The sequence below is a fragment of the Acinetobacter sp. I-MWF genome (genome assembly GCF_025433935.1).
Taxonomy (GTDB): Bacteria; Pseudomonadota; Gammaproteobacteria; order Pseudomonadales; family Moraxellaceae; genus Acinetobacter; species Acinetobacter guillouiae.
The window spans coordinates 3,109,085-3,133,037 of record NZ_JAMBAR010000001.1 but is presented as its reverse complement, the minus strand read 5'-3'; the positions used below and the strand labels follow the sequence as shown (position 1 = coordinate 3,133,037).

Below are 23,953 nucleotides of genomic sequence, written 5' to 3'. Positions count from 1 at the left end.
TAATTATAACTGATTTTTGTGAAACAGTTTAAATGAGTAGCATCACACTTGTGATTAAGCTGATACCCACACAAAAGCTGGCAGCCAATTTCATTTTTAAACTGTAATAGCTTAATAACACCCCAACAAATAATGCTGAAAAGGTTAGTACTCCAACCCAAATGCTGAGCATGCTGCTCAGCTGCCCTGACATGACACAAATGATCAGTGAAATCAGCAGTAAAGCCCAACCAGTAATAGAAGCAAGTCGGGTTTGTTTGAGGCTTAGTTCATGTCCATAGATCTGTTTTTGATGCTTCGACATTGCGCTGGCAAGCGCGATAAAAGCCAAGCTAGACAAAGACCAAATTAATAAGAAGAAAATCACGCTGAAATCTCCTTACTTGAAGGTACATTTCTGGCTTTTTTGACAGGAAGCCCTTTATGTTTTTTAACTTTATAAAATGAGTAGAAAAACAAAATCGCAAGCGCCCATGTCATTAAATCAAAAGACGCAATCATCCATTGGTCATTGGCAATGCTGTTCCAAAGTGCATGACCACCCGTGATAAAATTGACAATAGGCAATAGGGCAAAAGCAACACCAGAGAACAATAGAAGTTCTAGCCAAGCTTGACGATGCGGGCGAATCGCTGCATAAATTAATGTAGCTAACCATACAATAAAGAAGGCTCTAATTTCCCAATTTAAGCGTGTTTCTATTTCAAATGGAATGAAACGATTGGCGTAGAAGTAGGCTGCACATGCAATAGGTAATCCAATCACAGCGGCAATATTCATCACTTCAACAAAACGATAACCAAATGATTTATAACCTTGTTTTTGTTGTTGCGGTGCACGTTTGACGCACCATAAGATCAGCCCCGTTGCAACCATTAAGGTGCCCATTACACCAGAGAAGAACAATAACCAGCGGAAGGTTAAATCAAGACCACGTGCTTCATGCAATACAGTCACCACATTGTATATCCCCATTGGGATAGAGGCATTGTTTGCTTGAGCCGCTTCACTGATGTCTTTGCCTGTCACGCCATCGAATTTTAAAATGGGGTAAACACCACGCTGAACCACACTTTTCGCATATAAAGCGCGAAGTTCAATGGTCGCATTGGATGTATTTGGCGCAATGATTTGAATAGAAGCAATCGGATTTTCTTTCCACTGCGCTTGTGCAGTGGTAATAAGTGGGGTTAAGTCGGTGAGTGGCGCAGGATGACCAACATCTTGTTGATGTTTTTTGCCTTTTTCGCCTCGCGAGCGTTGTTCATTTTGACCTTGAGTTTGATTTGTATTTGCGGATCCAGAACGGTTTTCAGCATTTCTATTGCGAGCATTATTTTGCTGAACTGCACCGCCGCGCATCTCTTGAAAAAACTCTTGTCGATCTTTATAGACTTGGTTGATTCCCCAAGGCATAAACATAAACATCAGTAATAACAAACCACTGAAGGTGATCATGATATGAAAGGGAAGGGCAAAAACAGCTGTGGCATTATGTGCATCTAACCATGAGCGTTGCCCTTTACCTGAACGGAACGTAAAGAAATCTTTAAAAATTTTTTTATGGGTAATAATGCCGCTGATAATTGCCACAAACATCAGCATGGTGGCTAAGCCAACAATCCAACGTGCCCAAATACGATCAAATCCATACAGTTCAAAGTGAAAGCGATATAGAAAGCCACCACCACGAGTGTCTCGTGCTTCAATAACTTGTCCAGTTGCACTGTCTACGGTGATTCTTTCCCCACCACGACGCGCTTGTAGATCTTCACCTTGTTTACGAATATTTAATTCAGTTGTGGTCTGTCTAGAATTGGGTAATTGAATCGTCCAACTACCAGCATCAGGATAGTTCTTTTGTAGATAATCTAAGGCAACTTGGGTTTGCTGTACTTGAGAATCACTTGGAACGGATTGATGTATTTCTGGTTTCATCCAAGCCGTTATTTCAGACTGAAAGAAACTCAATGTTCCTGTCAAAAAAATTGCATAGAGTAACCAACCAAGAATTAAGCTTGCCCATGTATGTAACCATGACATAGATTGGCGTGGACCTTCAACTTTTGCATCTACGCGCATCTTAATTCCCCATCATTTTATAAATGACAAATAAAATGATACTTGGAATCAGTATGCCTAAGCTGGCTTTTGATGTCTTATTGACCATAAAAACCCAAATGAATGCAGCACAGTGAATACAGAAAGCAAGTAGCGTTGCACTCATCGCAGCCGTGGCACGATAATCAGCAAATGTTTTTGCAATCACTATAGCGGACAAAGACGCAAGCAGATAACCACCAAGAATTGCCAGGGCAAAACGATAGAAAATCATGACGCGATATTGTATGAGAGAGGGTGCGAATTTAGCTCGTGTTGATACAGTCGGAGTTGAAACTGATGCGTTTAGTACATCGAGTTCAGTCTGGCTATTCATAGGCAATCAAATACAGAAAGGTTAAAAATTAAGTAAATAATAACAATTATCATTTACTTTTTAAATACAAAAGTTAAATTTGATTAAAATAAAGCACTGGATTTATTTCAATTTTTATGTACAGGCTTGGCTACAAGTTTATCCAGAATAATTGAAAAAATTCTTATAATTTTAGAAGGTTACACGATTTTATCGTGACTATGTTTTTGAGCATGTGCCTTCGAACATAAAGCATACAGCGTATTTGGATATTTATTTATATCTTGTAGTGACATCTTGGAAAACAATAATATGGAATTTGAACAATGTTTATTCATGCTGAAGACGCGAAACGATTGGCAGCCAATTCAAACTTAAATATAGAGCTATATAAAGGTCGTTTGGCTCAAATGATTGAAGAGAATGCCAAGCAGGGCAATACTGTGGCTTTTACAGTTCTACCTAAACATCTAGCTTTAGAGGATATTCGGGAGCTTTCTTCTGAGTTAACTCAACTTGGATATCATGTCCGCTTTGAAGTGGATGAGTTTTTTTATAGTTTTAATGTGTTTTGGAATTAACTCGGCAATATAGGCCATAGTTTTGAGCATGGCCTATATTGAAGAATTAGTAGGTATTGCTTGTTTATGATTCTTTTTGATATTCATTGATGACTTCGAGCGCGGCACGAAATGCTTCTTGGGTTGTGGGTGCGCCACAGTAAGGTAGGCTGTGTAATAACACTTCCTGAATTTCTTCAACTGTTGCGCCATTATTCAATGCACCACGAATATGACCTTTTAGTTCGGTTGGGCTTTTTTGTGCAACTAAAAATGCAATGGTAATCAAAGAGCGGTATTTACGTGGTAAAACACCACGTTGCCAAGTTGAACCCCATGCATGCTCATTGATCCAGTCTTGCAAAGGTCTTGTAAAAGCAACAGTGTTGTCTTGAGCGCGTTTTACAAAACTTTCCCCCATTACTTCTGTACGGACTTTTAAGCCATTTTCATAATCTTGTTGAGACATCGTCTTTTTTCCTCAGCTGTTATATTTTTAACACTATACCGAAATAGGCAAATAACCCATTGGCAATATGTCTATGTTAAAAAACAGCGATGGTGAATCGCTGTTTATGGTTAAGGTTTTATATTGCCTTATCTGTTAAATGGCATTTACCAAATCGAGTTAAGTTGAGTGAAGATGAGGATTTTCTAATACCAACACCTGCTCTAATTTTTCATCAAAAATATCTGTGAGCATACTGTCATAACGAAGTGAATTATATTGGGTTAATTTTGTGGCTAAATCATCGCTGATTAAGCCACGAGTGACTGCATCCTGTATGCGCTCTTCAAATGTTAGCCCTTGATATTCACCTTTAGATTCTGCTTTTTTAAAGCTGTTCCAATCGTCTTCAACAGTTGTGAGTAGATTAAAGGTGGCTTCCATTCGTCCAAAAGCATCATTCGGATCAACAGTATAATAAACCTGCGTTTTTAAATAATCTCGGAACGGGTTATCTTGCATGAGCAGTTCCGCTGCTTCACTCTTTTGACGATCACTTGGTTTTTTGATCGGTCGACCAAATGGGAAACAAACAAATTTAACCAGACTTGATGCAATTTGAATCGGAAAATTATCAAATAAGCCATAAAATGCTTCTTGGGCATCATAAAGCGTTTCGTCTAATGCAAGTTTGGCATGTACCTGTTCTTGCGAGGATCTCTGACCATTTTCATAAAATTTGAGAATGGCTGTTGCAATAAACATTTTGGAGTGAATGTCAGCTAATCGCCCTGAGAGCATTTCTTTACGTTTAATATCACCGGCTAACAGTCCAAGACACATATCTGCGGTTAGGGCAAAGTCAGTACTGAATCGATTGATGATTTTATAATAAGGTTGAGTAAGAGCATCTGATGAGTCAGGTCTTTGACTACTTGCCCCAAACCATCCATAAGTGAATGCACGCGCGACACGGTTTAGGGTGTAGCCTAAATGTTGATATAACATGGTGTTAAATGTATTTAAGGCAGAGGCTTTATCTTCGGCCTGTAACAGCTGTAATTCCTCAAATAAATAAGGATGGCAACGCATCGAACCTTGACCAAAGATCATTAATGAACGGCTTAAGATATTTGCCCCTTCAACTGTTATCGAGATCGGAATAGCTTGATACATATTGGCAAGAAAGTTACGCGGACCTTGTTGAATACCACGACCACCTGTGATGTCCATACCATGATTGACGATTTTTCGCATCGTTTCAGTGGCATAGTATTTTGCCATCGCGGTCATAACAGCGGGTTTGCCACCTTGATTTAAACCGCAAGTGACTAAATAGCGAAAAGCTTCCAACATATAGGTATGGCTGACGATGTCACTGCTAACTTCTTGCACCCCTTCAAATTTACCTACTGATAATTTAAATTGTTGACGAATTTTAGCGAATGCACCTACAGATAAATATGTCATTTCACCAGCAGCTGTAGAAAGTGCAGGAAGGGAAATACCACGCCCAACAGCCAGACATTCCATCAGCATACGCCAACCATTCCCTGCATTTTTTGCGCCACCAATAATCCAGTCAATTGGAATAAAAACGTCCTTACCTTCAACTGTACCATTCATAAATGGAGAACCACCCGGATGGTGCCTTGGTCCAACCTCTACGCCTGCATGAGAGGCGGGTATAAGAGCACAGGTAATACCATACTCAGTTTTAGTTTTATCTCCCAATAAGCCATCTGGGTCATACAGTTTGAAGGCGAGACCGACTACTGTTGCAACGGGTGCTAGGGTAATCCAGCGTTTTGAGAAATTCATTGTTAAGCCAAGCACTTGTTGACCTTCGAATTCCCCATAACAAACCACGCCAGTATCTGGAATCGCCCCAGCATCAGAACCCGCTTCAGGACTGGTGAGTCCAAAACAAGGAATTTCCTCACCCTTGGCTAAGCCGGGCAAATAACGATTTTTTTGTTCGTCTGTACCATAATTCAGTAAGAGCTCACCTGGTCCTAATGAGTTAGGCACCATACAGGTTACAGCGGTGGTTAAAGAACGTGAAGCAATTTTGCTCATAATACGACTTTGTGCAAAAGAGCTAAATTCACGACCACCATAAGTTTTAGGGATGATGAGTCCAAAAAAGCCATTGTCTTTAATAAATTGCCATGTCTCTGCATTCAGGTCTTTATTTTGATGAATTTCCCATTCATCTAGCAACTGACAGAGTTGTTCAACCTCATGATCTAAAAAAGATTGCTCTTCATTACTAAGCGTCGGGTAGGGATAATTGTTAAATTTTTCCCAATCTGGCGCCCCCATAAATAATTCTTTTTCCCACCAACTGGTACCCGCATCCAATGCTTCACGTTCAGTGGTACTCATGCTTGGCATTGCATTGGCTAATGTTTTATAGGCCGGTTTAGTCAAAACTTGCATTCGCAGTGGTTCAATCAGTAATACTAAACTGATGAGAATAAGCGGAAGACCAAGGATGAGAGACCATGGGCTGATCACTGCACTCAGAATTGCAATGACAATCGTAGTAATACTTCCGACTGTTCGATGAAGTGCAAAAAAGAAAACGGCCCAGAGTGAGATGATTTGAATAAGTATTGCGATGAGTAATAGCATTAACATATTACCTCTACAGTTTTAATATTAATTTTGGGATTGGAAATACATCATTGAAGCTTATTCTTTCATCAAAGATGTGATGAAAAATTAAACATGTAATTTATTAATAACGATTTTTTCACTTACTATTCAAGGTAAAAGTATTGTTGTTTTGTGAGTATAAGTTAACCAAAGCATATTTATTGTCATATCATGACCAGAGTCTTGGGGGAGTAAATAAATTTTCCATTCATTTGCGCATTCACTTTTTAGACAGACTTGAATGATTTAAAAATTTAAACAGTATTTAGCTGATTTTTGTTTGAGCTGTTTGACTTGTTTTATGTCGCTGAAGCGCGTCGATGTGTTTTTAATGGCTTTCAATTTGCTGCTCAGTCTGTAAGAATCAGCAAGATAAAATTTTTAATGATTAAAATAATAAAGCACAAGACGGCATGGATTATTATTGCTCTCGGTCGGAATGACTATTTTTACAAGAAAATGCTTAATTTTTGTACAAATATTGATATTAATGCAATATTTGTGATGTACCATTTTTTTACGAAATGTCGTTATCACAGATCTTACGTTGACTGTAATATCAGGAAGGCTGATACTCTTGGGGTTAAATTTAAGCAAGTCGGTTCGTAAGGGCTGGGTCACAAGCTCGGTTCTCAAAACACAATTTAAAGCAAGGGGCTATATATGGCTGGTGGAAAGTCAACAATCATTTACACACTGACTGACGAGGCGCCATTGTTGGCGACTTATTCGCTACTGCCGATCATTGAGACCTTTACTAAGCCAGCTGGCGTAGAGATTGTCAAAACTGATATTTCTGTAGCTGCTCGTGTTCTTGCAGAATTCGCGGAATACTTAAGCGATGAACAGAAAGTATCTGACAACCTTGCGCATTTAGGGCGTCTTACTCAAGATCCAGACACTAACATTATCAAACTCCCAAATATCAGTGCATCTGTTGCTCAGTTGAGCGCATGTATTAAGGAACTTCAGTCAAAGGGTTATGCAATCCCAGACTATCCTGAAAATCCAACAACTGAAGAAGAAAAAGCAATTAAGGTGCGTTATAGCAAGTGCCTTGGTTCTGCGGTGAATCCAGTGTTACGTGAAGGTAACTCTGACCGTCGTGCACCTGCAGCAGTGAAAAACTATGCGAAGAAACATCCACATTCAATGAGCGAATGGAAACAGTGGTCACAAACACATGTTTCACATATGGATGAGGGTGATTTCTACCACGGTGAAAAGTCAATGACACTTGACCGTGCGCGTAACGTAAAAATGGAACTTATCACCAAAAATGGTGAGAGCATTGTGCTTAAACCAAAAGTTGCATTACTTGATGGCGAAATCATCGATTCAATGTTTATGAGCAAGAAAGCGCTTTGCGATTTCTATGAGAAAGAACTTGATGATTGCCGTGAAGCAGGCATTTTATTTTCGTTGCATGTAAAAGCAACCATGATGAAAGTTTCACACCCGATTGTATTCGGTCACTGTGTAAAAATTTACTATAAAGAAGCATTTGAAAAGCACGCTAAGTTATTTGATGAGTTAGGTATTAACGTCAATAACGGTATGGCTGGTCTTTACGAGAAGATTGCAACTTTACCAACATCATTACGTGAAGAGATCATTGAAGATCTTCACGCTTGCCAAGAACACCGTCCTGCACTTGCAATGGTAGATTCAGCGAAAGGCATTACTAACTTCCATTCACCAAATGATGTGATTGTGGATGCATCTATGCCTGCGATGATTCGTGGCGGCGGTAAAATGTGGGGTGCTGATGGTAAGCAGTATGATTGTAAAGCTGTTATGCCAGAGTCAACATTTGCACGTATTTACCAAGAAATGATCAATTTCTGTAAGTGGAATGGTAACTTTGACCCACGTACTATGGGTACTGTGCCAAACGTTGGTTTGATGGCGCAAAAAGCTGAAGAATACGGTTCACATGACAAAACTTTTGAGATCACTGAAGCGGGTGTTGCAAACATCACAGATCTTGAAACTGGTGAAGTGTTGATGTCACAAAACGTTGAGGAAGGCGATATCTGGCGTATGTGTCAGGTGAAAGACGCACCGATTCGTGACTGGGTAAAACTTGCGGTAACGCGTGCGCGTAACTCAGGTATGCCTGCAATCTTCTGGCTTGACCCATACCGTCCGCATGAAAATGAATTGATTAAGAAAGTACAAAAATACTTGAAAGATCATGATACAGCGGGTCTTGATATCCAAATCATGTCACAAGTACGTGCAATGCGTTATACGCTTGAACGTGTTGCTCGTGGTTTAGATACAATTTCAGTGACTGGTAACATTTTACGTGATTACTTAACTGACTTGTTCCCAATCATGGAATTGGGTACTTCTGCGAAAATGTTGTCTATCGTTCCGTTAATGGCGGGCGGTGGTATGTACGAAACAGGTGCGGGTGGTTCAGCGCCTAAGCATGTACAACAGCTTGTAGAAGAAAACCACTTGCGTTGGGATTCTCTTGGTGAATTCTTGGCCTTGGCTGTTTCTTTAGAAGAGCTAGGTATCAAAGAAGACAATGCACGTGCTAAGTTATTGGCGAAAACATTGGATCAAGCAACTGGTCAATTGTTGGATAACGACAAGTCACCATCACGCCGTACAGGTGAGCTTGACAACCGTGGTAGCCATTTCTACCTTGCGAAGTTCTGGGCTGAAGCACTTGCTGCACAAAATGACGATGCTGAATTAAAAGCCAAGTTTGCACCACTTGCAAAAGCATTGGATGAGAACGAAGACAAAATCCTTGCTGAGCTTGCTGCTGTTCAAGGTAAGCCAGCGGATATCGGTGGTTACTATGCAGTTGATACAGCTAAGGTTGAAGCTGTAATGCGTCCAAGTGCGACGCTTAACGCTACGCTTGCTACTGTTTAAGTTTTAAAATGCTATAAACCAACGATCTTGTTGGTGAGAAAAGCCGATGCATACGCATCGGCTTTTTTTATTGATGGCATAAATCTTTGTTTAAGTTATGTATTTGCAAGGTTTTGTATGAATCAATTTAAATGATGAGGGGGCGATTGGTCTTAATTGGTCTTGAGTTTTTTAGTTATAAAATAAAAATGCCCAATGAAATTCATTGGGCATTTTTACAATAAGCGGCAATTGCTTTATAGCTGAGAAGGATTAAATCCTAGCGACCATTACGTCCACGGCCACGTGGTGCTTTGGTATTTGGGCGGGTGGTACCATTGGTCTTACGACGTGGTTTTTCACCATCTTCCATTTGCCAGATACGTTTAGTTCCAGATTTCTTTGTTGAACCATCTTTATTCTTACGAACAATTGGTTTTCCACCTGTACCGCCAGGTTTCTTCACATAAGAGCGTGAGCGGTAAGGTTCATCTGCTGGAATATTTTGGAAGTCTGGATAAAGTAATGGTTCAATTTCTTTGGTTTCACCAGGTTGTAAACCCATTTGCACCAAATCAATTGCACCAATCTTGGTACGGATCAAACGTAAAGTCGGGAAACCAACAGCCGAAGTCATACGACGGACTTGACGGTTACGGCCTTCACAAATAGAAATTTCAATCCAAGATGTTGGAATATTGGCACGGAAACGTACTGGTGGATCACGATCCCATAACCATTCAGGTTGTTCAACTTTATTCGCTTGAGCAGGTAAAGTCATACCATCTTTTAGCTCAACACCTTTACGCAACTGTTCTAGGGCTTCTTCAGTCACATCACCATCAACTTGCACCAAATAAGTTTTAAATTTCTTATTGGCGGGGTTGGTAATGTATTGATTTAAACCACCATGATCAGTTAAAAAAACTAAACCTTCAGAGTCCATATCGAGACGACCCGCCAAACGCAAAGTCGAGTCATCTACGAAGTCAGACATCGTCATATGTGCTTCGTCTTTACGAAACTGGGAGAGGACGTCATAAGGTTTATTAAGAATGACAATTTTCACTTTAGACCACTAATAAATATCAATAAAATTTTTGAGTTTGATAAAGTTACCCGTTTGAAGAGAGTTGGGTAAAGATAAAGACTACGATATGTGCGCTACTATATCAGATTACGCTTTGTATTCTTCAACTTTATTTATTTACCTAGGCTGAGTTGTAAATACATTTTTCTTAGGCTGGGGATCTTAAGGTGCGAGGTTTTTTAGAATGGGGTGATGATTTTATCTTGTTAGAGCGTATCTTAAGTAAATGAACGAGTAGCATGCATTTTTGGGCTTAAATTCTGAGCCAATTTTCAACGACCTCTCTAAAATTTTATAGTTTGAGCGACTATATTTTTACTTAATCTTGATGTCCTCATTAGACAATAATAGTTGTCTAATTGATATATACAATTTAATGGCAAATTATAAGATGGATGCTGAATATAAGAAGTCGTATAGGTAAACCATGCAAGTGAATAGCAAGCTGCCGCCATTGGGAATGAGTGAAAAAATACACAAGAAGATTGCAAAGGTATCAGGAGCTTTATTGGGTGCAGTTAATCCTGAAAGACAAGCTAAGTTACCAAGAGAGTATGAGCTAAGTCCGCATGTAGACTATAAACGATATGGAAGTACGCATTATGGCGTAATGATTCCTGATTTGCCTGAACCATTTAATTATTTATCTTGGGCTTCAGTTATTGGATATGTTGGATTTCCGATCACAGATATGCAATATCAAATATCACCTAGAGGTAAAGGTGATACAGCCTCTTTAGTGCATGGAACGGCTTTGTCTACAACACAAGAGGCCTATACAACGTATTCTGTACAAGACGATATAAAATTTACTCAGAATCCTTTTTCTGTGAATTTTAACGACCAATCTATATTGTATGAAGACGATGCTAAAGGGTATTTTTTAGTCAGCAATAGAGAAGATTTGCAAGTTAATATCCGACTTCAGCCAACAAAAGCAATTTCTTGGTTTGCTTATGGTCCATTTTATAAACATTTCAGTGTTTTAATGAGATATGAGGGGACTCTGACTCAAAAAGACAAGAGTATAAAAGTACAAGGACTTTGTACACTTGAGTCGTGGAAAGCTGTAGCGATTTCGATGCTTAAAAATAAATGGTTAGCCGAGAATGTTCAGTTGCCAGTAAAAATATTTAGCTATCAAGTCATTAATATCGATACAGAACAGCAATTATTGTTGGCGATGATTTGTTATGAGTCGCAGCCTATATTGACCTCGGTATATTACCGAAATGTTGGTGGTCGTTCTATTCAATACAATGGAGATATTGTATTTGAGGTCACAAAGTTTAAGGACAATAAAGAAATAACGCCTGATGGATATGCAATGCAAGTGCCTGATCAGTTTAAATGGATTGCATATCATGATCATAAAAAAATATTCGAAATCAATGCAACTGTGGATACACCATATTGTTTTGGATTAGCCGCAGGTTATGTGACTTCGTATGCGTGGGAAGGTGAATTTAATGATTTAAAAATAACAGGTCGTGGGTATATGGAATATATTGATAGACGTTAATCATGATCTTTTCAAGTTGTTTTTACAGCCAAAAAATGAAAGATCAAAAATGCTAGATCTATTGAAGAAAAGAGATTGGGGGTAGGTAGATTTTTTTGCTAAAACATGGGTAGGGCTAATATTTAAACGTAACTTGCAAACAACATCCAATGAACCTAAATCTTATGATTGAAAAAAGCTGTACCACCTTTGGGTAGTACAGCTTTTTTGAATAGCGTAGATCTCAAGTTTTAATCAGTGATCACAAGCTATTAGTTGGTTGATCATGTTGTTTAGTGGTCATGTTTTAGATATTCAGGTTCTTTCGGTAATTTAAAACTACATAAGAAACAGATCACTAACATGACAATCACATAAAGGAAGAAGGTGCTTTCAATACCTGCTGCTTTGAACTGTAGTGCGACAGATGGCGCAGAACCACCAAAGATTGCATTCCCCACAGCGTAAGAGAAACCAACACCCAATGCACGAACATGTGGTGGGAACATTTCTGCCTTAACCAATCCGCTGATAGAGGTATAGAAGCTGAGCAACATCATGAGGAAAATAAGTAACAGAGCAACCATCAATGGCGAATAACTGAAATGTGGCATCCAGATCACCATGACTGGATAGATGAAAATCGCCATAGTACCACTGAACGCAAGCATTGCAGCACGACGGCCAATGCGGTCAGAAATAGCACCAAACACAGGTTGTGCAAGCATAAAAATAAAGAGTGAAGCTGTCATAATGAATCCGACAGTTTTACTATCTACACCCATATTGGTGAGGTAGGTCTTTGAATATACTGTAATCACATAGAAGGTGAGAGAACCCGCAGAGGTATAACCTACAACCAATAAGAAGGTTTTCCAGTGATTTTTAAACAGTTCACTTAAGCTTCCAGATTCTTCTTTATCACTGTCTTCGCTAGATAATGTTTCTTCCAAACGGCTACGTGCAAGTAGGGAGATAATTGCAGCAATACCACCAATGACAAAAGGAATACGCCAGCCGCCATCAAGCAATTGCTGCTCTGATAGGAAGGCCAACATAATAACACCGAGCAAGCTTGCTAATAACTGACCACCTGACAAAGTGACATACTGGAAAGAAGCAAAAAAGCCTCGTTGACCTTTTAAGCCAAGCTCACTCATATAGGTTGCTACAGCACCATATTCACCACCTACAGATAAACCTTGTAGCAGGCGAACAAGTAAAAGTAGGAAAGGTGCTGCCATTCCAACTTGTTCGTAGGTTGGGAGTGCGGCAAATAAGAAAGAGCTTACTGCCATAAGACAGATGGAAATGACCATTGATTTTTTACGGCCATGTTTATCGGCAATTCGTCCGAAAACCCAGCTACCAATTGGTCGCATAAAGAAGCTGGCTGCAAAGACACCCCACACATAAATTGCTTGAGTACCGGAGTCCATATCAGGTGCAGTTAATGCTTTAGTGAAATATGCCGCAAACACAGCATAAATATAAAAATCAAACCATTCTACTAAGTTTCCTGAAGCTGCGCCGACGATACCGCGTATACGACCTCGCTTCTCTTCTTTAGTGTAAGTTTTATCCATTATTTACATCCATGAGATAGGTTGAATCGCAATAAATTCAAAATTCATTACGATTTGAAAAACAGGAATAATGTTAAAGATTTTAAGACTAAATAATAATTGCAAAGATGGTTAATTTGATTGGAGGTCTTAGGATAGGCAGAAAGAATTAAAAAATGAATTTTGATTTATTTTTTCATTAAAATTCATGTGAAAACATACAGTAAAAGTGAATTACTTTTGTAATTAATCTTAACTTGATGGTGATTTTGTGGAAATTATTTTTTTTAAATATAAATCAATGGTAAAAAATACCAATAATAAAAATAAAATTACCGGTTTTTGTTTGTGATCTATTGTGGTGCATAATTTAATGTAATGAAATATAAGAATATATTGTGGTTTTAAGGTGGCTGCTTTGGTCATCAATCTATTGTCAAAATGTTATAGATTTTTAAATTAAATGGCGAATATAAAATCAAAAAATTAGAAATCATGTTTATAGTGTAAACGTATAGTAGCTCTCACTTTTAAAGATCTGACTCTTGGAAAATTTATGTGTATGGAAAAGTAAAGCTAATACTTTTATTTTAAACATTGGAGTGATTGAGCTTGTCGATTTATATAAAAAATGATGGTTTGAGTGATATTAAATAATGAAACATTGTGCTTTATTCAGTAGAGAAATATTGTTATTCCTCGTATAAATCTCAAAAAATGTACGAATTAGACTAGACTGATATGCGCTAAGAAGGGTTAGAAGTATTGTCTATTTGGCAATTATTTTGGATTTGCCAACTATAATAAAAGGGAGAACCTGAACAATGGGTTATCAGAAGATCGTAGTACCTGCCGATGGTAGCAAAATTACTGTAAATGCAGACTTGTCATTGAATGTTCCAAATCATCCAATCATTCCTTTTATTGAAGGGGATGGTATTGGTGTTGATATTACTCCAGCCATGAAAGCTGTTGTAGATGCCGCAATTCAAAAAGCATATGCTGGCAAACGTTCGATCGAATGGATGGAAGTTTACTGTGGTGAAAAGGCAGATAAAATCTACGGGACATATATGCCTGAAGAAACTTTTGAGGCACTGCGGGAATTTGTGGTTTCGATTAAGGGTCCATTAACTACGCCTGTGGGCGGTGGTATTCGTTCATTAAATGTCGCTTTACGCCAAGAACTCGACCTTTACGTTTGTGTGCGCCCTGTACGCTGGTTTGAAGGTGTGCCGTCACCTGTTCAACATCCTGAATTGACTGACATGGTGATTTTCCGTGAAAATTCCGAAGATATCTATGCAGGTATCGAATGGAAAGCGGATTCTCCTGAAGCGAAAAAAGTCATTAAATTCTTAAAAGAAGAAATGGGTGTAACCAAGATTCGTTTTGAAGATAATTGTGGGATTGGTATTAAACCTGTATCGAAAGAAGGTACTCAGCGTTTAGTGCGTAAAGCGATTCAGTTTGCGATTGATAATGATAAGCCGAGTGTAACTTTAGTGCATAAAGGCAACATTATGAAATATACCGAAGGTGCATTCAAAGAATGGGGTTATGAACTGGCAATTGATCGTTTTGGTGGTGAGCTGATTGATGGCGGCCCTTGGGTAAAAATTAAAAATCCAAGAACGGGTAAAGAGATCATTATTAAAGATGTGATTGCAGATGCCTTCCTACAGCAAATCTTAATGCGTCCTTCTGAATACTCTGTGATTGCGACACTTAACTTAAATGGTGACTATATTTCTGATGCCTTGGCAGCTGAAGTAGGTGGTATTGGTATTGCGCCAGGTGCAAATATTGGTGGTGCAATTTCTGTATATGAAGCAACTCACGGTACGGCACCAAAATATGCAGGCCAAGATAAGGTCAATCCGGGCTCTATCATTCTTTCTGCGGAAATGATGCTTCGTGATATGGGGTGGATTGAAGCTGCCGATTTGATTATTCAAGGGGTGTCGGGAGCGATTGCTGCGAAAACTGTCACCTATGACTTTGAGCGCTTGATGCCAGGAGCAACATTGCTTCGTTGTTCTGAATTCGGTCAAGCAATCATTGATAACATGGATAGCTAATTAAAAGTTAGACGCACTAAAGTCAGTATAGTCAAAGGTCTGCCAAGTGCAGACCTTTTTGTTATTTATAGTTTGGCTATTTTATTCTAGAATCTAAGTATATTTATTAAACTTTAGGATGTGAGTAATTGCACCAACAACTGATTACTGTAGACTGTTTTTAGTATCTATTTAAAAAATATTAATTATATTTTAAGGGGTTGATTGATTGAATATAGAAAGAGATCCACAAACTTTGGTTGCTCCGCTTGATCAATTAAATTTTTTACATGAAGCCAAGCAATATATTGATAAAAATCTTACCAGTACTCAAGCCTATTATCTAATGACCAGTAAGCCGCCAGTTTGGTTGAGGGCTGCGTTTAAGCTAAGGGATTTTTTAAGCCGGCATTTAGGTGGTGTGCAACCTATTCAAGGCTTTGGTGAATCAACTAAACCACTTCAAGTTGGTGGGAAAGCAGATTTTTTTGATGTGGTTAAAGTTTCTGATCGTGAGCTTTTTTTACAGTCAACAGATAAGCATTTGAGTGTATTGCTGGCTTTACAAATCGAGGAATATGATGAGCTTAGAAATGAATTAACGATATGTACCAGTGTAGTGACATATAATCTTTTTGGGAAAATTTATATGCTGCCTGTTTCTTTGGTTCATGGTTTTATTGTTCAGCAATCACTTAAAAACCTTCAAATTAAATCTTGAAACTCAAGGATTTGAACTATGACAAAATGCTGTAAAACTTGGCAAAAAAAGTCATATTTATACCTTAATTGTAGATGAAAACTTCTGTAAATAAGAAAACTCCTGTGTAAATAGCAATTTAAATCATTTATTGATATTTTGTTGAAACTTAAATGGAGTGTTGGTTGTGAAAAAAGTATTGTTGGTTATCTTAGCTTTAGGGATTTCTCATCATGTATTTGCTAAAGACGTACACAAATGTGTGGTAAAAGGTTCAGTAACTTATCAATCTAGACCCTGTGCTGGAACTGCTATTATAAATCCACAGCAACAACTTCAACAAAAATTAACCCAACGAACTGCAAACCAAACTTCGATACAGCAACAAAAAACTCAGTCTGAAATGCATCAGTATTCTCAACAGCAACACCTGCAACGCCATTCTGGTAATGGAACATCTAATGAGATTCCAGATACTGTTGAAGGCAAAAAGAAAAGTTTGGCTATAGCGCAAGAAGCTTATAAACAAACGAAAAATCGTTAATTGTTTTTTAAATTTGCTTAGACCGTTTTTGTTTTATGGGCAACTGGTTTTTATTGAAATAGCTTTGGGAATAAGCTCAATATAAAACAATAACTTGATTGATGAAGGGTATTGTTGGAAGTGATTGCTGAAGCTTCTAAATCACAAGGTAATATGCTTTTTAGGTAAGTTTCTCGCTTTAAATAAATAGAGGATTGTAATCCTATGGCTGTAGGCGAGTAATGTATTGGATGGGAATATTCTGTTATATTAACCAGCCTAGTTAAATTTATTTAAAGCCTTGAATTTATGTCACAGACAAGTTCGAAAAAATTTTATATCTTTGCGACATTAGCATTGTTATTTCCAGTATTTTTAGTTGGAATGGCTTTTCTTGCGGCTAAAAGTGATGCTGAAACCAAACGGGAATATGATCAAATTCGCCAAGAACATGCTGAAAAGATTGAGTTGCAAAAACAACAGCAAAAATTAGAGCAACGAAACTTATCGCAGCCTGAAAGTAAAAATGCAGTGTCTTGATAAACGATCGTTAATGAAAAATCACAAAGACTAAAGCTAAAAAACCGCCAAATTTGGCGGTTTTGTTTTTCATCAAAAATTATTTATTTTTGTCTTTCAACTGAGGGATCGCAGATCCTGTACCAACAGCCAATAAACCAGTATTGGTATAAATACCAAGTTTTGCGCGGGTATCCGTGATATCAAGATTACGCATAGTTAATTGGCCGATACGATCAGCAGGACTAAACATTGAATCACCTTTTTCCATGGTTAAACGCTCAGCTTCATAAGTGAGGTTCTCTGATTCAGTGTTCATAATCGTGTAGTCATTACCACGACGAAGTTCTAAAGTCACAGTACCCGAGATTGCTTTAGCAACCCAGCGTTGTGCTGTTTCACGGAGCATCAATGCTTGCGAATCAAACCAACGACCTTGGTACAATAAACGACCTAGACGTAAACCATTGATACGATATTGTTCAATAGTGTCTTCGTTATGAATACCAGTTACAAGACGTTCATAAGCAATATGAAGAAGCGCCATTCCCGGAGCTTCATAGATGCCACGAGATTTTGCTTCAATAATACGGTTTTCGATTTGGTCAGACATACCTAGACCATGACGACCACCAATACGGTTGGCTTCAAGAATGAATTCAACAGGGTCTTCAATACGTTTGCCATTTAATGCAACTGGGAAGCCTTCTTCAAACGTTACAGAAACTTCTTCAGCTTCAACTTTTACGTCTTCTTTCCAGAACGCAACGCCCATAATTGGCTCAACGATTTTGATGCCTGCATTGAGGTATTCAAGATCTTTCGCTTCGTGAGTTGCACCCAACATGTTTGAATCTGTTGAATAGGCTTTCTCTTTCGACATTTTGTAATCAAAACCATTGTCGATCAAGAATTGTGACATTTCAGCGCGACCGCCTAATTCATCAATAAATTGCTGATCTAACCAAGGTTTGTAAATTTTAAGTGCAGGGTTGGTTAATAAACCATAACGATAGAAACGTTCAATATCGTTCCCTTTATAGGTTGAACCATCACCCCAAATATTAACATCATCTTCTTTCATTGCTGTAACAAGCATTGTACCTGTTACTGCACGACCTAATGGTGTTGTGTTGAAATAAGGAACACCACCAGTGCTGATATGGAATGCACCACATTGAATTGCAGCAATACCTTCCAATGCAAGTTGTAAGCGGCAGTCAACCAATCGGGCTTTTACAGCACCGTAGTTTTCAGCTTTACGCGGAATTGCATCGTAGTCATCTTCATCAGGTTGACCTAAGTTTGCTGTATAAGCATAAGGTTCTGCGCCTTTTTGTTTCATCCACAATAAAGCTGCTGAAGTATCTAGACCACCAGAAAAGGCGATACCCACTTTTTTGCCTACTGGTACATTCTGCAAGATCGTTGCATTATCAGTCATTGCTCGTCCTAACTATTTCGAAAGAGGCACCACATACATGGGTGGCCAAAGAGAATTTTATAAACGCACTATTGTAGCACTTTTTCAATCAATGTTTTATTGGATTTGAAGGTTAACATTGAAAAAAATAACAATTTATAGAGCAAAATTAATTTACTTAAATGACTCATGCACCTCATTTAAAGACTTATAAGAAAAGTCAAATTAACGAGATGTGAAATTTAATAAATTGATATAATTTTCTAATTATTAAAAACTTTTAATCCTATGCAATTAAATAAAACGCTCTACTATACGCATAATACTTTGTTTGGCTTTTACGGTATTTTGTTGCTTATATTAATTTTCTGTGCACTAACTTCGGGGGGTAATTCCACTGGTTTTGTAGGTGTAGTATTTGCTTTTGCGGTGTTGTTTGGTTTGGCATACTTACATTATAAAGCCGCTATTGAAGTTGAAAAAGGGAGTGAAATAGGGAGATTGATGTCTACCATTATTGGATTTTTATTCTTGATTGGATTTCCAATAGGTACTTGTATAGGGCTGCTGATTTTGCTGAATGTGCGTAAGGCCAAATGGCAGGCTGCGGATTGACCTATGTTAAAAGTAAGATAAATTGGATGTATAGAGTTAATCCAATATATCTGATTTGTTCAGGATCATAGCTGATCATTTAAACCAATAAACTGCTTTTCAATCGGAGTAAATACATGTTCACTTCGTGCAATCAGATAGAATCCAATATCTCGATATTGTTCGGGTGTTTCTCGATAATATTGAATATTAAATTTTTTTATCAGTGACTTTGCAATCATTGAAATTCCCATACCCAATTGAGTGAAATTGACTAAGGCTTCATGATCATAAATATGGGTTAATTCACCTTTGGTTAAATGATAATCTGTATAAATATGATCTAAAGTGGTTGCATAACAGCATTCTTCTGAGGCAAGTAAAATATTTTGATGATTGAGACAGTCTTCAAGGCTGTCATGGTTGATGACATTTTTCCCAATAATCACCAATTGATCATTTGCCTTTTGAATATACTGAATATTTTTCTGTTTTGGGTGACCTAAAACATAAGCGATATCTAGGTTTCCGCGTAAAATTTCATCTTCAATATAGCCTGTAGCACCTGTTTTCATAGTGATTGAAAGCTCAGGGTAGGTTTCATAAAGTTGGCTAAATGACGGGTAGAAACGCATTCCGCCTAAACTGGTGTTGGTACCAAAGCGTAAATATTTTTCCTGCTGATAGATTTTATTTTCTGTTTCTTCCCATGTGAAGATCATTTTTTTGTATTGCTGATATAAATTCATTCCTGATTCGGTCAGCTCAACACCTTTGGGTTTTCGGATGAATAGTTGACGTTTATAGTGATTTTCAATCTTTTTTATTTTTGCAGTCATATTCGATTGTAAATAATTGAGTTTATTTGCTGCTGCGGTAATGCTTTTTAGTTCAGCAACAGTCACAAATGATTTGATATCACCCATATCGATATTCATTTTAATTCCTCAATAATGCATTGAATAAGTACTGACAATAAAGCACCTGCTTTAGCATCAAAAAAAATGATGTATACATTAAAACATAGCATTATTCATGATGCCATTTATTTTCTATACTCTATGTACTTTCCATCTGTTGAGTACAGCAAATGAATCTTCGAGTGATTGGTGCAATTGTATTATTGTGTCTCGTCTGGGGATCTTTGTGGGGATTGGTCAAACATAGTTTGCAAATATTTCCGCCATTCTTATTTATTTCTACGCGTTTAATCTTAGCTGCGCTTACCCTTATGTTGGTTCAAGTACTGTTAAGAAAATCTGTTTTACCCGCAAAAGGTGAATGGCAAAAACTGATGATCTCAAGTTTGATGATTTGTATTGGTTTTTATGCAACACAAACCTTTGCCATGCAATTTGTTGATTCAGGATTGTCTGCGGTTTTAGTGTTTACTATGCCTATTTTTATTGGTGTATTGGCGCATTATATTTTAAATGAGCGTTTAAATAGCCAAAAAATGATTGGGTTGGTTCTTGGCACATTGGGCTTGGTTGCGATTCTTTGGCCACAATTACATCATATTCATTTGAATTTATCGTTAATTGGTCAAGCTTTCTTAATCTTGTCTGGCTTCTTCTGGGCTTTAACCACAGTTTATATCAAACAGAATTTTGCAACTTATGACAAAATCAAATTGACCTTTTGGCAGTTGTTGATGGGTGGGGTGGTGATTCTGATCGGCGCTTTAATTTTTGAACCTGTAGATGTTAAAGTTTGGATGAATCCGCTCAATGATTCAATCCTGTTCTATATTGCTGTGATTGGAACTGGTTTTGCCTTTGCCTTGTGGAATTGGATTGTGAGTCAGGTAGATACCTTTGTTGCGTCTATTTCAATCATGTGTATTCCTATTCTAAGTTTATTTTTTGGTTATGTGCTTTGGCATGAGCCGATTACAATCAACATTATTATCGGTGCGGCATTTATTTGTTCAGGAATTATTTCAAGTTCTTTAAACCTTAAAATCAAGAAAAAACCTGCAAGCTTATTGAGTTGTGAGCATCGTTAAATCAATGAATGGGCATTGTTGAATTAATTTATAGTTGATTAAATTTATATAATTTTCAATTAAAGTAAAAAGCAAAATCAGTGAACATTTATTGGTTTTGCTTTTTTTTCTGTTTTTTATATTTGTTTGTTTAAGGCGATGCTTTAACGCTTATTTTAACTGATTTTTAAATTGGTCTGACTAATTTTGGTTTTGCAGTATTTCCAAACCCGATAATAAACTTAAATCAGTGTTGCTAAAAAGTGCATTAAGGAATAGGATGCGACTAAAGTTGTAGAAAATTAATTTAATTTAAAAAAATACAATATAAAACAATTGAATTATTCGATTTGAATACCCTGAAATCTGAAGGATTGGTCTGTAAATAGGTTGAAATACTTGCAATATTGGTCATACCAAAATAATTAATTGAGTGCCAACTATTGATCTTTAAATCAGCAAAAATTAATATTAGGTGGCAGTTAGTGCAAAATTTTTTAATTGAAAATTAAATTGGTCATACCAATTATTGAGAAATAAATGGGTGATCCAATGACATTCCACGTTCTAGCAAGCATTTCAAGGAGATGACAATGCTTCAACATTGGCAACAGATTTATGATCCGATGGGCAATATCTGGGTATCCAGTGCCATTGCGCTGATACCAATTATCTTTTTCTTTTTAGCCCTTGCTGTATTCCGCATGAAAGGAAGTGTTGCGGGGACAATTACAGTTGTATTGGCTTTACTGGTTTCATTATTTGCTTATCAAATGCCAACGATGATGGCATTGGCATCATTGGTCTATGGTTTCTTTTATGGTTTATGGCCAATTGCTTGGATCATTATTGGTGCAGTATTCCTATATAAAGTTTCAGTAAAAACAGGGCAGTTCGATATTATTCGTTCTTCGATTTTGTCGATTACGGAAGATCAACGTCTGCAAATGCTTTTTGTTGGCTTTGCTTTCGGTACTTTCTTGGAAGGTGCTGCTGGTTTTGGTGCACCTGTTGCGATTACCGCTGCGTTATTGGTGGGGCTTGGTTTTAAACCACTTTATGCGGCTGGTCTATGTTTGATTGTGAATACAGCACCTGTGGCATTTGGTGCAATGGGGATTCCAATTATTGTGGCTGGACAGGTTTCTGGTGTAGAAACAATGGAAATCAGTCAGATGGTTGGACGTCAGTTGCCATTTATGGTTCCAATTGTGCTGTTCTGGATCATGGCAATTATGGATGGTTGGCGTGGTGTAAAAGAAACCTGGCCAGCTGTGATTGTCGGTGGTGGTTCTTTTGCGCTTGCACAATATTTGACTTCAAACTTTGTGGGTCCAGAATTACCCGATATTACCGCTTCAATTGCGTCTCTGGTTTCATTAACGATTTTATTAAAATATTGGCAGCCAAAGCATATCTTCCGTTTTGCAAATGAAGATGACAGCATGAGCGAAAATCTTGCTGCACAAAAACAGCAGAAATATAGCCTTGCTCAAATTGCCAAAGCGTGGTCTCCATTTGCGATTTTAACTGTGATGGTTACGATCTGGAGTGTAAAACCATTTAAGGATTTATTTACCAAAGATGGTGCACTACATGATTTAGTGATTTCTATCAAAGTGCCATATTTGCATCAAATGATTCAAAAGATGCCGCCTGTTGTTGCTGAAGTAAAAGACTATGATGCAATTTATAAATTTGATTGGTTCTCAGCGACGGGTACCGCAATTATTATTGCTGCAATCATTACTATTATTTTCTTAAAAATGAAGCCAAAAGAAGCAGTAGTTACTTTTGCTGAAACCATTAATGAATTAAAAATTCCAATTTATTCGATTGGTATGGTGTTGGCATTTGCTTTTATTGCTAACTATTCAGGAATGTCTGCAACCTTGGCTTTGGCATTGGCACATACGGGTCAAGCATTTACATTCTTCTCTCCATTCTTAGGATGGTTAGGTGTATTCCTTACAGGTTCGGATACTTCTGCAAATGCTTTGTTCGGGGCATTACAAGCCACCACTGCACAACAAATTGGTGTCCCAGAAGTATTACTGGTTGCTGCAAATACCAGTGGTGGTGTCACTGGGAAAATGATTTCTCCTCAATCAATTGCAATTGCATGTGCGGCGGTGGGGTTGGTAGGTAAAGAGTCTGATCTGTTCCGTTTTACGGTTAAACACAGTATAACGTTTACTGTAATGATCGGTATTATTATTACACTACAAGCTTATGTGTTCCCATGGATGATTCCATGAGCATAAAACGTCACTGAATGAGGAAAGCAGATGAAAGTCTCTGACAAAGTGGTACAAAGCCTTCGTATGTTAATTGAAGAAAAAAACATGCAAGTCGGAGAACGTTTACCTGCTGAACGAAAGTTATGTGAACAATTGGGCGTATCACGTTCCTCTTTAAGAGAAGCGATTTCTCAACTGACCAGTACTGGAATGCTGGTCAGCAAAGGCGGGGCGGGGACCTATTTACAACAAATCCCCGTGAACTGGTCGCAAAACCAGATTGTTGAATCTTTAAGTAATTTGATTGATGAAGATCCAGCATATCGTTTTGATGTGCAAGAGGCGCGAACAATCCTTGAGGGTGGTTCAGCTTGGTATGCGGCACAACGTGCAACCCCTAAAGATCTGGCTCAGATTCGCGAATATTATGATCAGATTTCATATTTTCAGTCGATTGGAGATGATGAGCAAGCTTCACTTGCCGATGCTAAATTTCATTTGGCGATTGCTGAAGCATCGCACAATTTAGTGTTGATTCAGATGATGCGAGGCGTTTTTGATCTGTTGCAGTTTAACGTGCTCTTGGGTAGACGCAAAGTGTACTCAGAAACACATCGATTTGATCAATTGCATGATCAGCATTTTAAAGTGATGGATGCAATTGAACGTCATGATCCAGATGCTGCAAGAGATGCAGTCTGTGGACATATAGAATTTGTAGTACAGCAAGTGCGTATGATTGATGAGGAAGAAGCCCGTCGTCAGCGTGCGAGCCGATTAAACAGGATATGA

Annotated in this window: 20 protein-coding genes; 11 read left to right on the top strand and 9 right to left on the bottom strand. The window is 38.0% G+C overall.

Annotated elements, in window-relative coordinates; all coding sequences use genetic code 11:
• Positions 1–28 precede the first annotated feature (28 nt).
• From M2R48_RS14420 to M2R48_RS14410, 3 genes are read right to left on the bottom strand one after another with little or no spacing between them, the layout of a single operon-like run.
• On the bottom strand, positions 29–367 hold the full coding sequence (locus M2R48_RS14420) for a DUF3325 domain-containing protein (protein ID WP_262086563.1): 339 nt from the start codon (positions 365–367) through the stop codon (positions 29–31).
• Positions 364–2,082, bottom strand: a complete 1,719-nt coding sequence (locus M2R48_RS14415; protein WP_262086562.1) for a PepSY-associated TM helix domain-containing protein — start codon at positions 2,080–2,082, stop codon at positions 364–366. The genes M2R48_RS14420 and M2R48_RS14415 overlap by 4 nt, the downstream gene beginning before the upstream one ends.
• Position 2,083: 1 nt before the next feature.
• A complete protein-coding gene (locus tag M2R48_RS14410) occupies positions 2,084–2,437 on the bottom strand; it encodes a hypothetical protein (RefSeq protein ID WP_262086561.1) in 354 nt (117 codons plus the stop codon).
• 305 nt (positions 2,438–2,742) lie between these two features.
• Here M2R48_RS14410 and M2R48_RS14405 point away from each other — a divergent pair, with 305 nt between their 5' ends.
• Positions 2,743–2,997 carry a hypothetical protein gene (locus M2R48_RS14405; RefSeq protein WP_239045249.1) on the top strand — a complete coding sequence of 85 codons (255 nt, stop codon included), beginning with the start codon at positions 2,743–2,745 and terminating at the stop codon, positions 2,995–2,997.
• 64 nt (positions 2,998–3,061) lie between these two features.
• On the opposite strand, the gene M2R48_RS14400 is transcribed toward M2R48_RS14405, so the two are convergent.
• A complete protein-coding gene (locus M2R48_RS14400) occupies positions 3,062–3,445 on the bottom strand; it encodes a carboxymuconolactone decarboxylase family protein (protein ID WP_262086560.1) in 384 nt (127 codons plus the stop codon).
• 159 nt (positions 3,446–3,604) lie between these two features.
• Complete coding sequence (locus tag M2R48_RS14395) at positions 3,605–6,061, bottom strand: acyl-CoA dehydrogenase (RefSeq protein WP_262086559.1); 2,457 nt, start codon at positions 6,059–6,061, stop codon at positions 3,605–3,607.
• Positions 6,062–6,748: 687 nt separating this feature from the next.
• On the opposite strand from M2R48_RS14395, the gene M2R48_RS14390 reads away from it, so the two are divergent.
• Positions 6,749–8,980: an NADP-dependent isocitrate dehydrogenase gene (locus M2R48_RS14390; RefSeq protein WP_004823068.1), complete on the top strand. Its 2,232-nt coding sequence runs from the start codon at positions 6,749–6,751 to the stop codon at positions 8,978–8,980.
• Positions 8,981–9,239: 259 nt separating this feature from the next.
• Here the strand turns inward: M2R48_RS14390 and M2R48_RS14385 are convergent, their stop codons facing one another.
• The gene (locus tag M2R48_RS14385) at positions 9,240–10,028 is read right to left on the bottom strand and encodes a pseudouridine synthase (protein ID WP_004823066.1); all 789 of its coding nucleotides are present in this window, start codon (positions 10,026–10,028) and stop codon (positions 9,240–9,242) included.
• A gap of 448 nt (positions 10,029–10,476) precedes the next feature.
• Between M2R48_RS14385 and M2R48_RS14380 the strand changes: the two genes are divergently transcribed.
• Positions 10,477–11,571 (top strand): DUF6670 family protein, encoded by a 1,095-nt coding sequence (locus M2R48_RS14380; RefSeq protein WP_262086558.1) that lies wholly within the window; start codon positions 10,477–10,479, stop codon positions 11,569–11,571.
• A 272-nt stretch (positions 11,572–11,843) separates the two neighbouring features.
• Here M2R48_RS14380 and M2R48_RS14375 read toward each other — a convergent pair whose 3' ends face one another.
• Positions 11,844–13,136 (bottom strand): MFS transporter, encoded by a 1,293-nt coding sequence (locus M2R48_RS14375; RefSeq protein ID WP_004823065.1) that lies wholly within the window; start codon positions 13,134–13,136, stop codon positions 11,844–11,846.
• 803 nt (positions 13,137–13,939) lie between these two features.
• Here M2R48_RS14375 and icd point away from each other — a divergent pair.
• The 4 genes from icd to M2R48_RS14355 all read left to right on the top strand — a co-directional run bounded on the left by icd (position 13,940) and on the right by M2R48_RS14355 (position 16,938).
• The gene (gene icd / locus M2R48_RS14370) at positions 13,940–15,196 is read left to right on the top strand and encodes an NADP-dependent isocitrate dehydrogenase (protein WP_096734735.1); all 1,257 of its coding nucleotides are present in this window, start codon (positions 13,940–13,942) and stop codon (positions 15,194–15,196) included.
• Positions 15,197–15,404: 208 nt separating this feature from the next.
• The gene (locus M2R48_RS14365) at positions 15,405–15,896 is read left to right on the top strand and encodes a DUF2867 domain-containing protein (RefSeq protein WP_262086557.1); all 492 of its coding nucleotides are present in this window, start codon (positions 15,405–15,407) and stop codon (positions 15,894–15,896) included.
• 166 nt (positions 15,897–16,062) lie between these two features.
• Complete coding sequence (locus M2R48_RS14360; RefSeq protein WP_056513617.1) at positions 16,063–16,419, top strand: hypothetical protein; 357 nt, start codon at positions 16,063–16,065, stop codon at positions 16,417–16,419.
• Positions 16,420–16,707: 288 nt separating this feature from the next.
• Positions 16,708–16,938 carry a hypothetical protein gene (locus M2R48_RS14355; RefSeq protein ID WP_262086556.1) on the top strand — a complete coding sequence of 77 codons (231 nt, stop codon included), beginning with the start codon at positions 16,708–16,710 and terminating at the stop codon, positions 16,936–16,938.
• Positions 16,939–17,017: 79 nt separating this feature from the next.
• Here M2R48_RS14355 and argG read toward each other — a convergent pair whose 3' ends face one another.
• The gene (gene argG, locus M2R48_RS14350; protein WP_004724905.1) at positions 17,018–18,361 is read right to left on the bottom strand and encodes an argininosuccinate synthase; all 1,344 of its coding nucleotides are present in this window, start codon (positions 18,359–18,361) and stop codon (positions 17,018–17,020) included.
• 267 nt (positions 18,362–18,628) lie between these two features.
• Here argG and M2R48_RS14345 point away from each other — a divergent pair, with 267 nt between their 5' ends.
• On the top strand, positions 18,629–18,955 hold the full coding sequence (locus tag M2R48_RS14345) for a hypothetical protein (RefSeq protein WP_262086555.1): 327 nt from the start codon (positions 18,629–18,631) through the stop codon (positions 18,953–18,955).
• Positions 18,956–19,020: 65 nt separating this feature from the next.
• On the opposite strand, the gene M2R48_RS14340 is transcribed toward M2R48_RS14345, so the two are convergent.
• A complete protein-coding gene (locus M2R48_RS14340) occupies positions 19,021–19,872 on the bottom strand; it encodes a LysR family transcriptional regulator (RefSeq protein WP_262086554.1) in 852 nt (283 codons plus the stop codon).
• A 152-nt stretch (positions 19,873–20,024) separates the two neighbouring features.
• On the opposite strand from M2R48_RS14340, the gene M2R48_RS14335 reads away from it, so the two are divergent.
• The 3 genes from M2R48_RS14335 (at position 20,025) to lldR (ending at position 23,953) form a co-directional block, all read left to right on the top strand.
• Positions 20,025–20,942 carry a DMT family transporter gene (locus tag M2R48_RS14335; RefSeq protein ID WP_262086553.1) on the top strand — a complete coding sequence of 306 codons (918 nt, stop codon included), beginning with the start codon at positions 20,025–20,027 and terminating at the stop codon, positions 20,940–20,942.
• Between the two features lie 566 nt (positions 20,943–21,508).
• A complete protein-coding gene (gene lldP, locus M2R48_RS14330) occupies positions 21,509–23,179 on the top strand; it encodes an L-lactate permease (protein WP_171066957.1) in 1,671 nt (556 codons plus the stop codon).
• A 30-nt stretch (positions 23,180–23,209) separates the two neighbouring features.
• A complete protein-coding gene (lldR, locus tag M2R48_RS14325) occupies positions 23,210–23,953 on the top strand; it encodes a transcriptional regulator LldR (protein ID WP_166782099.1) in 744 nt (247 codons plus the stop codon).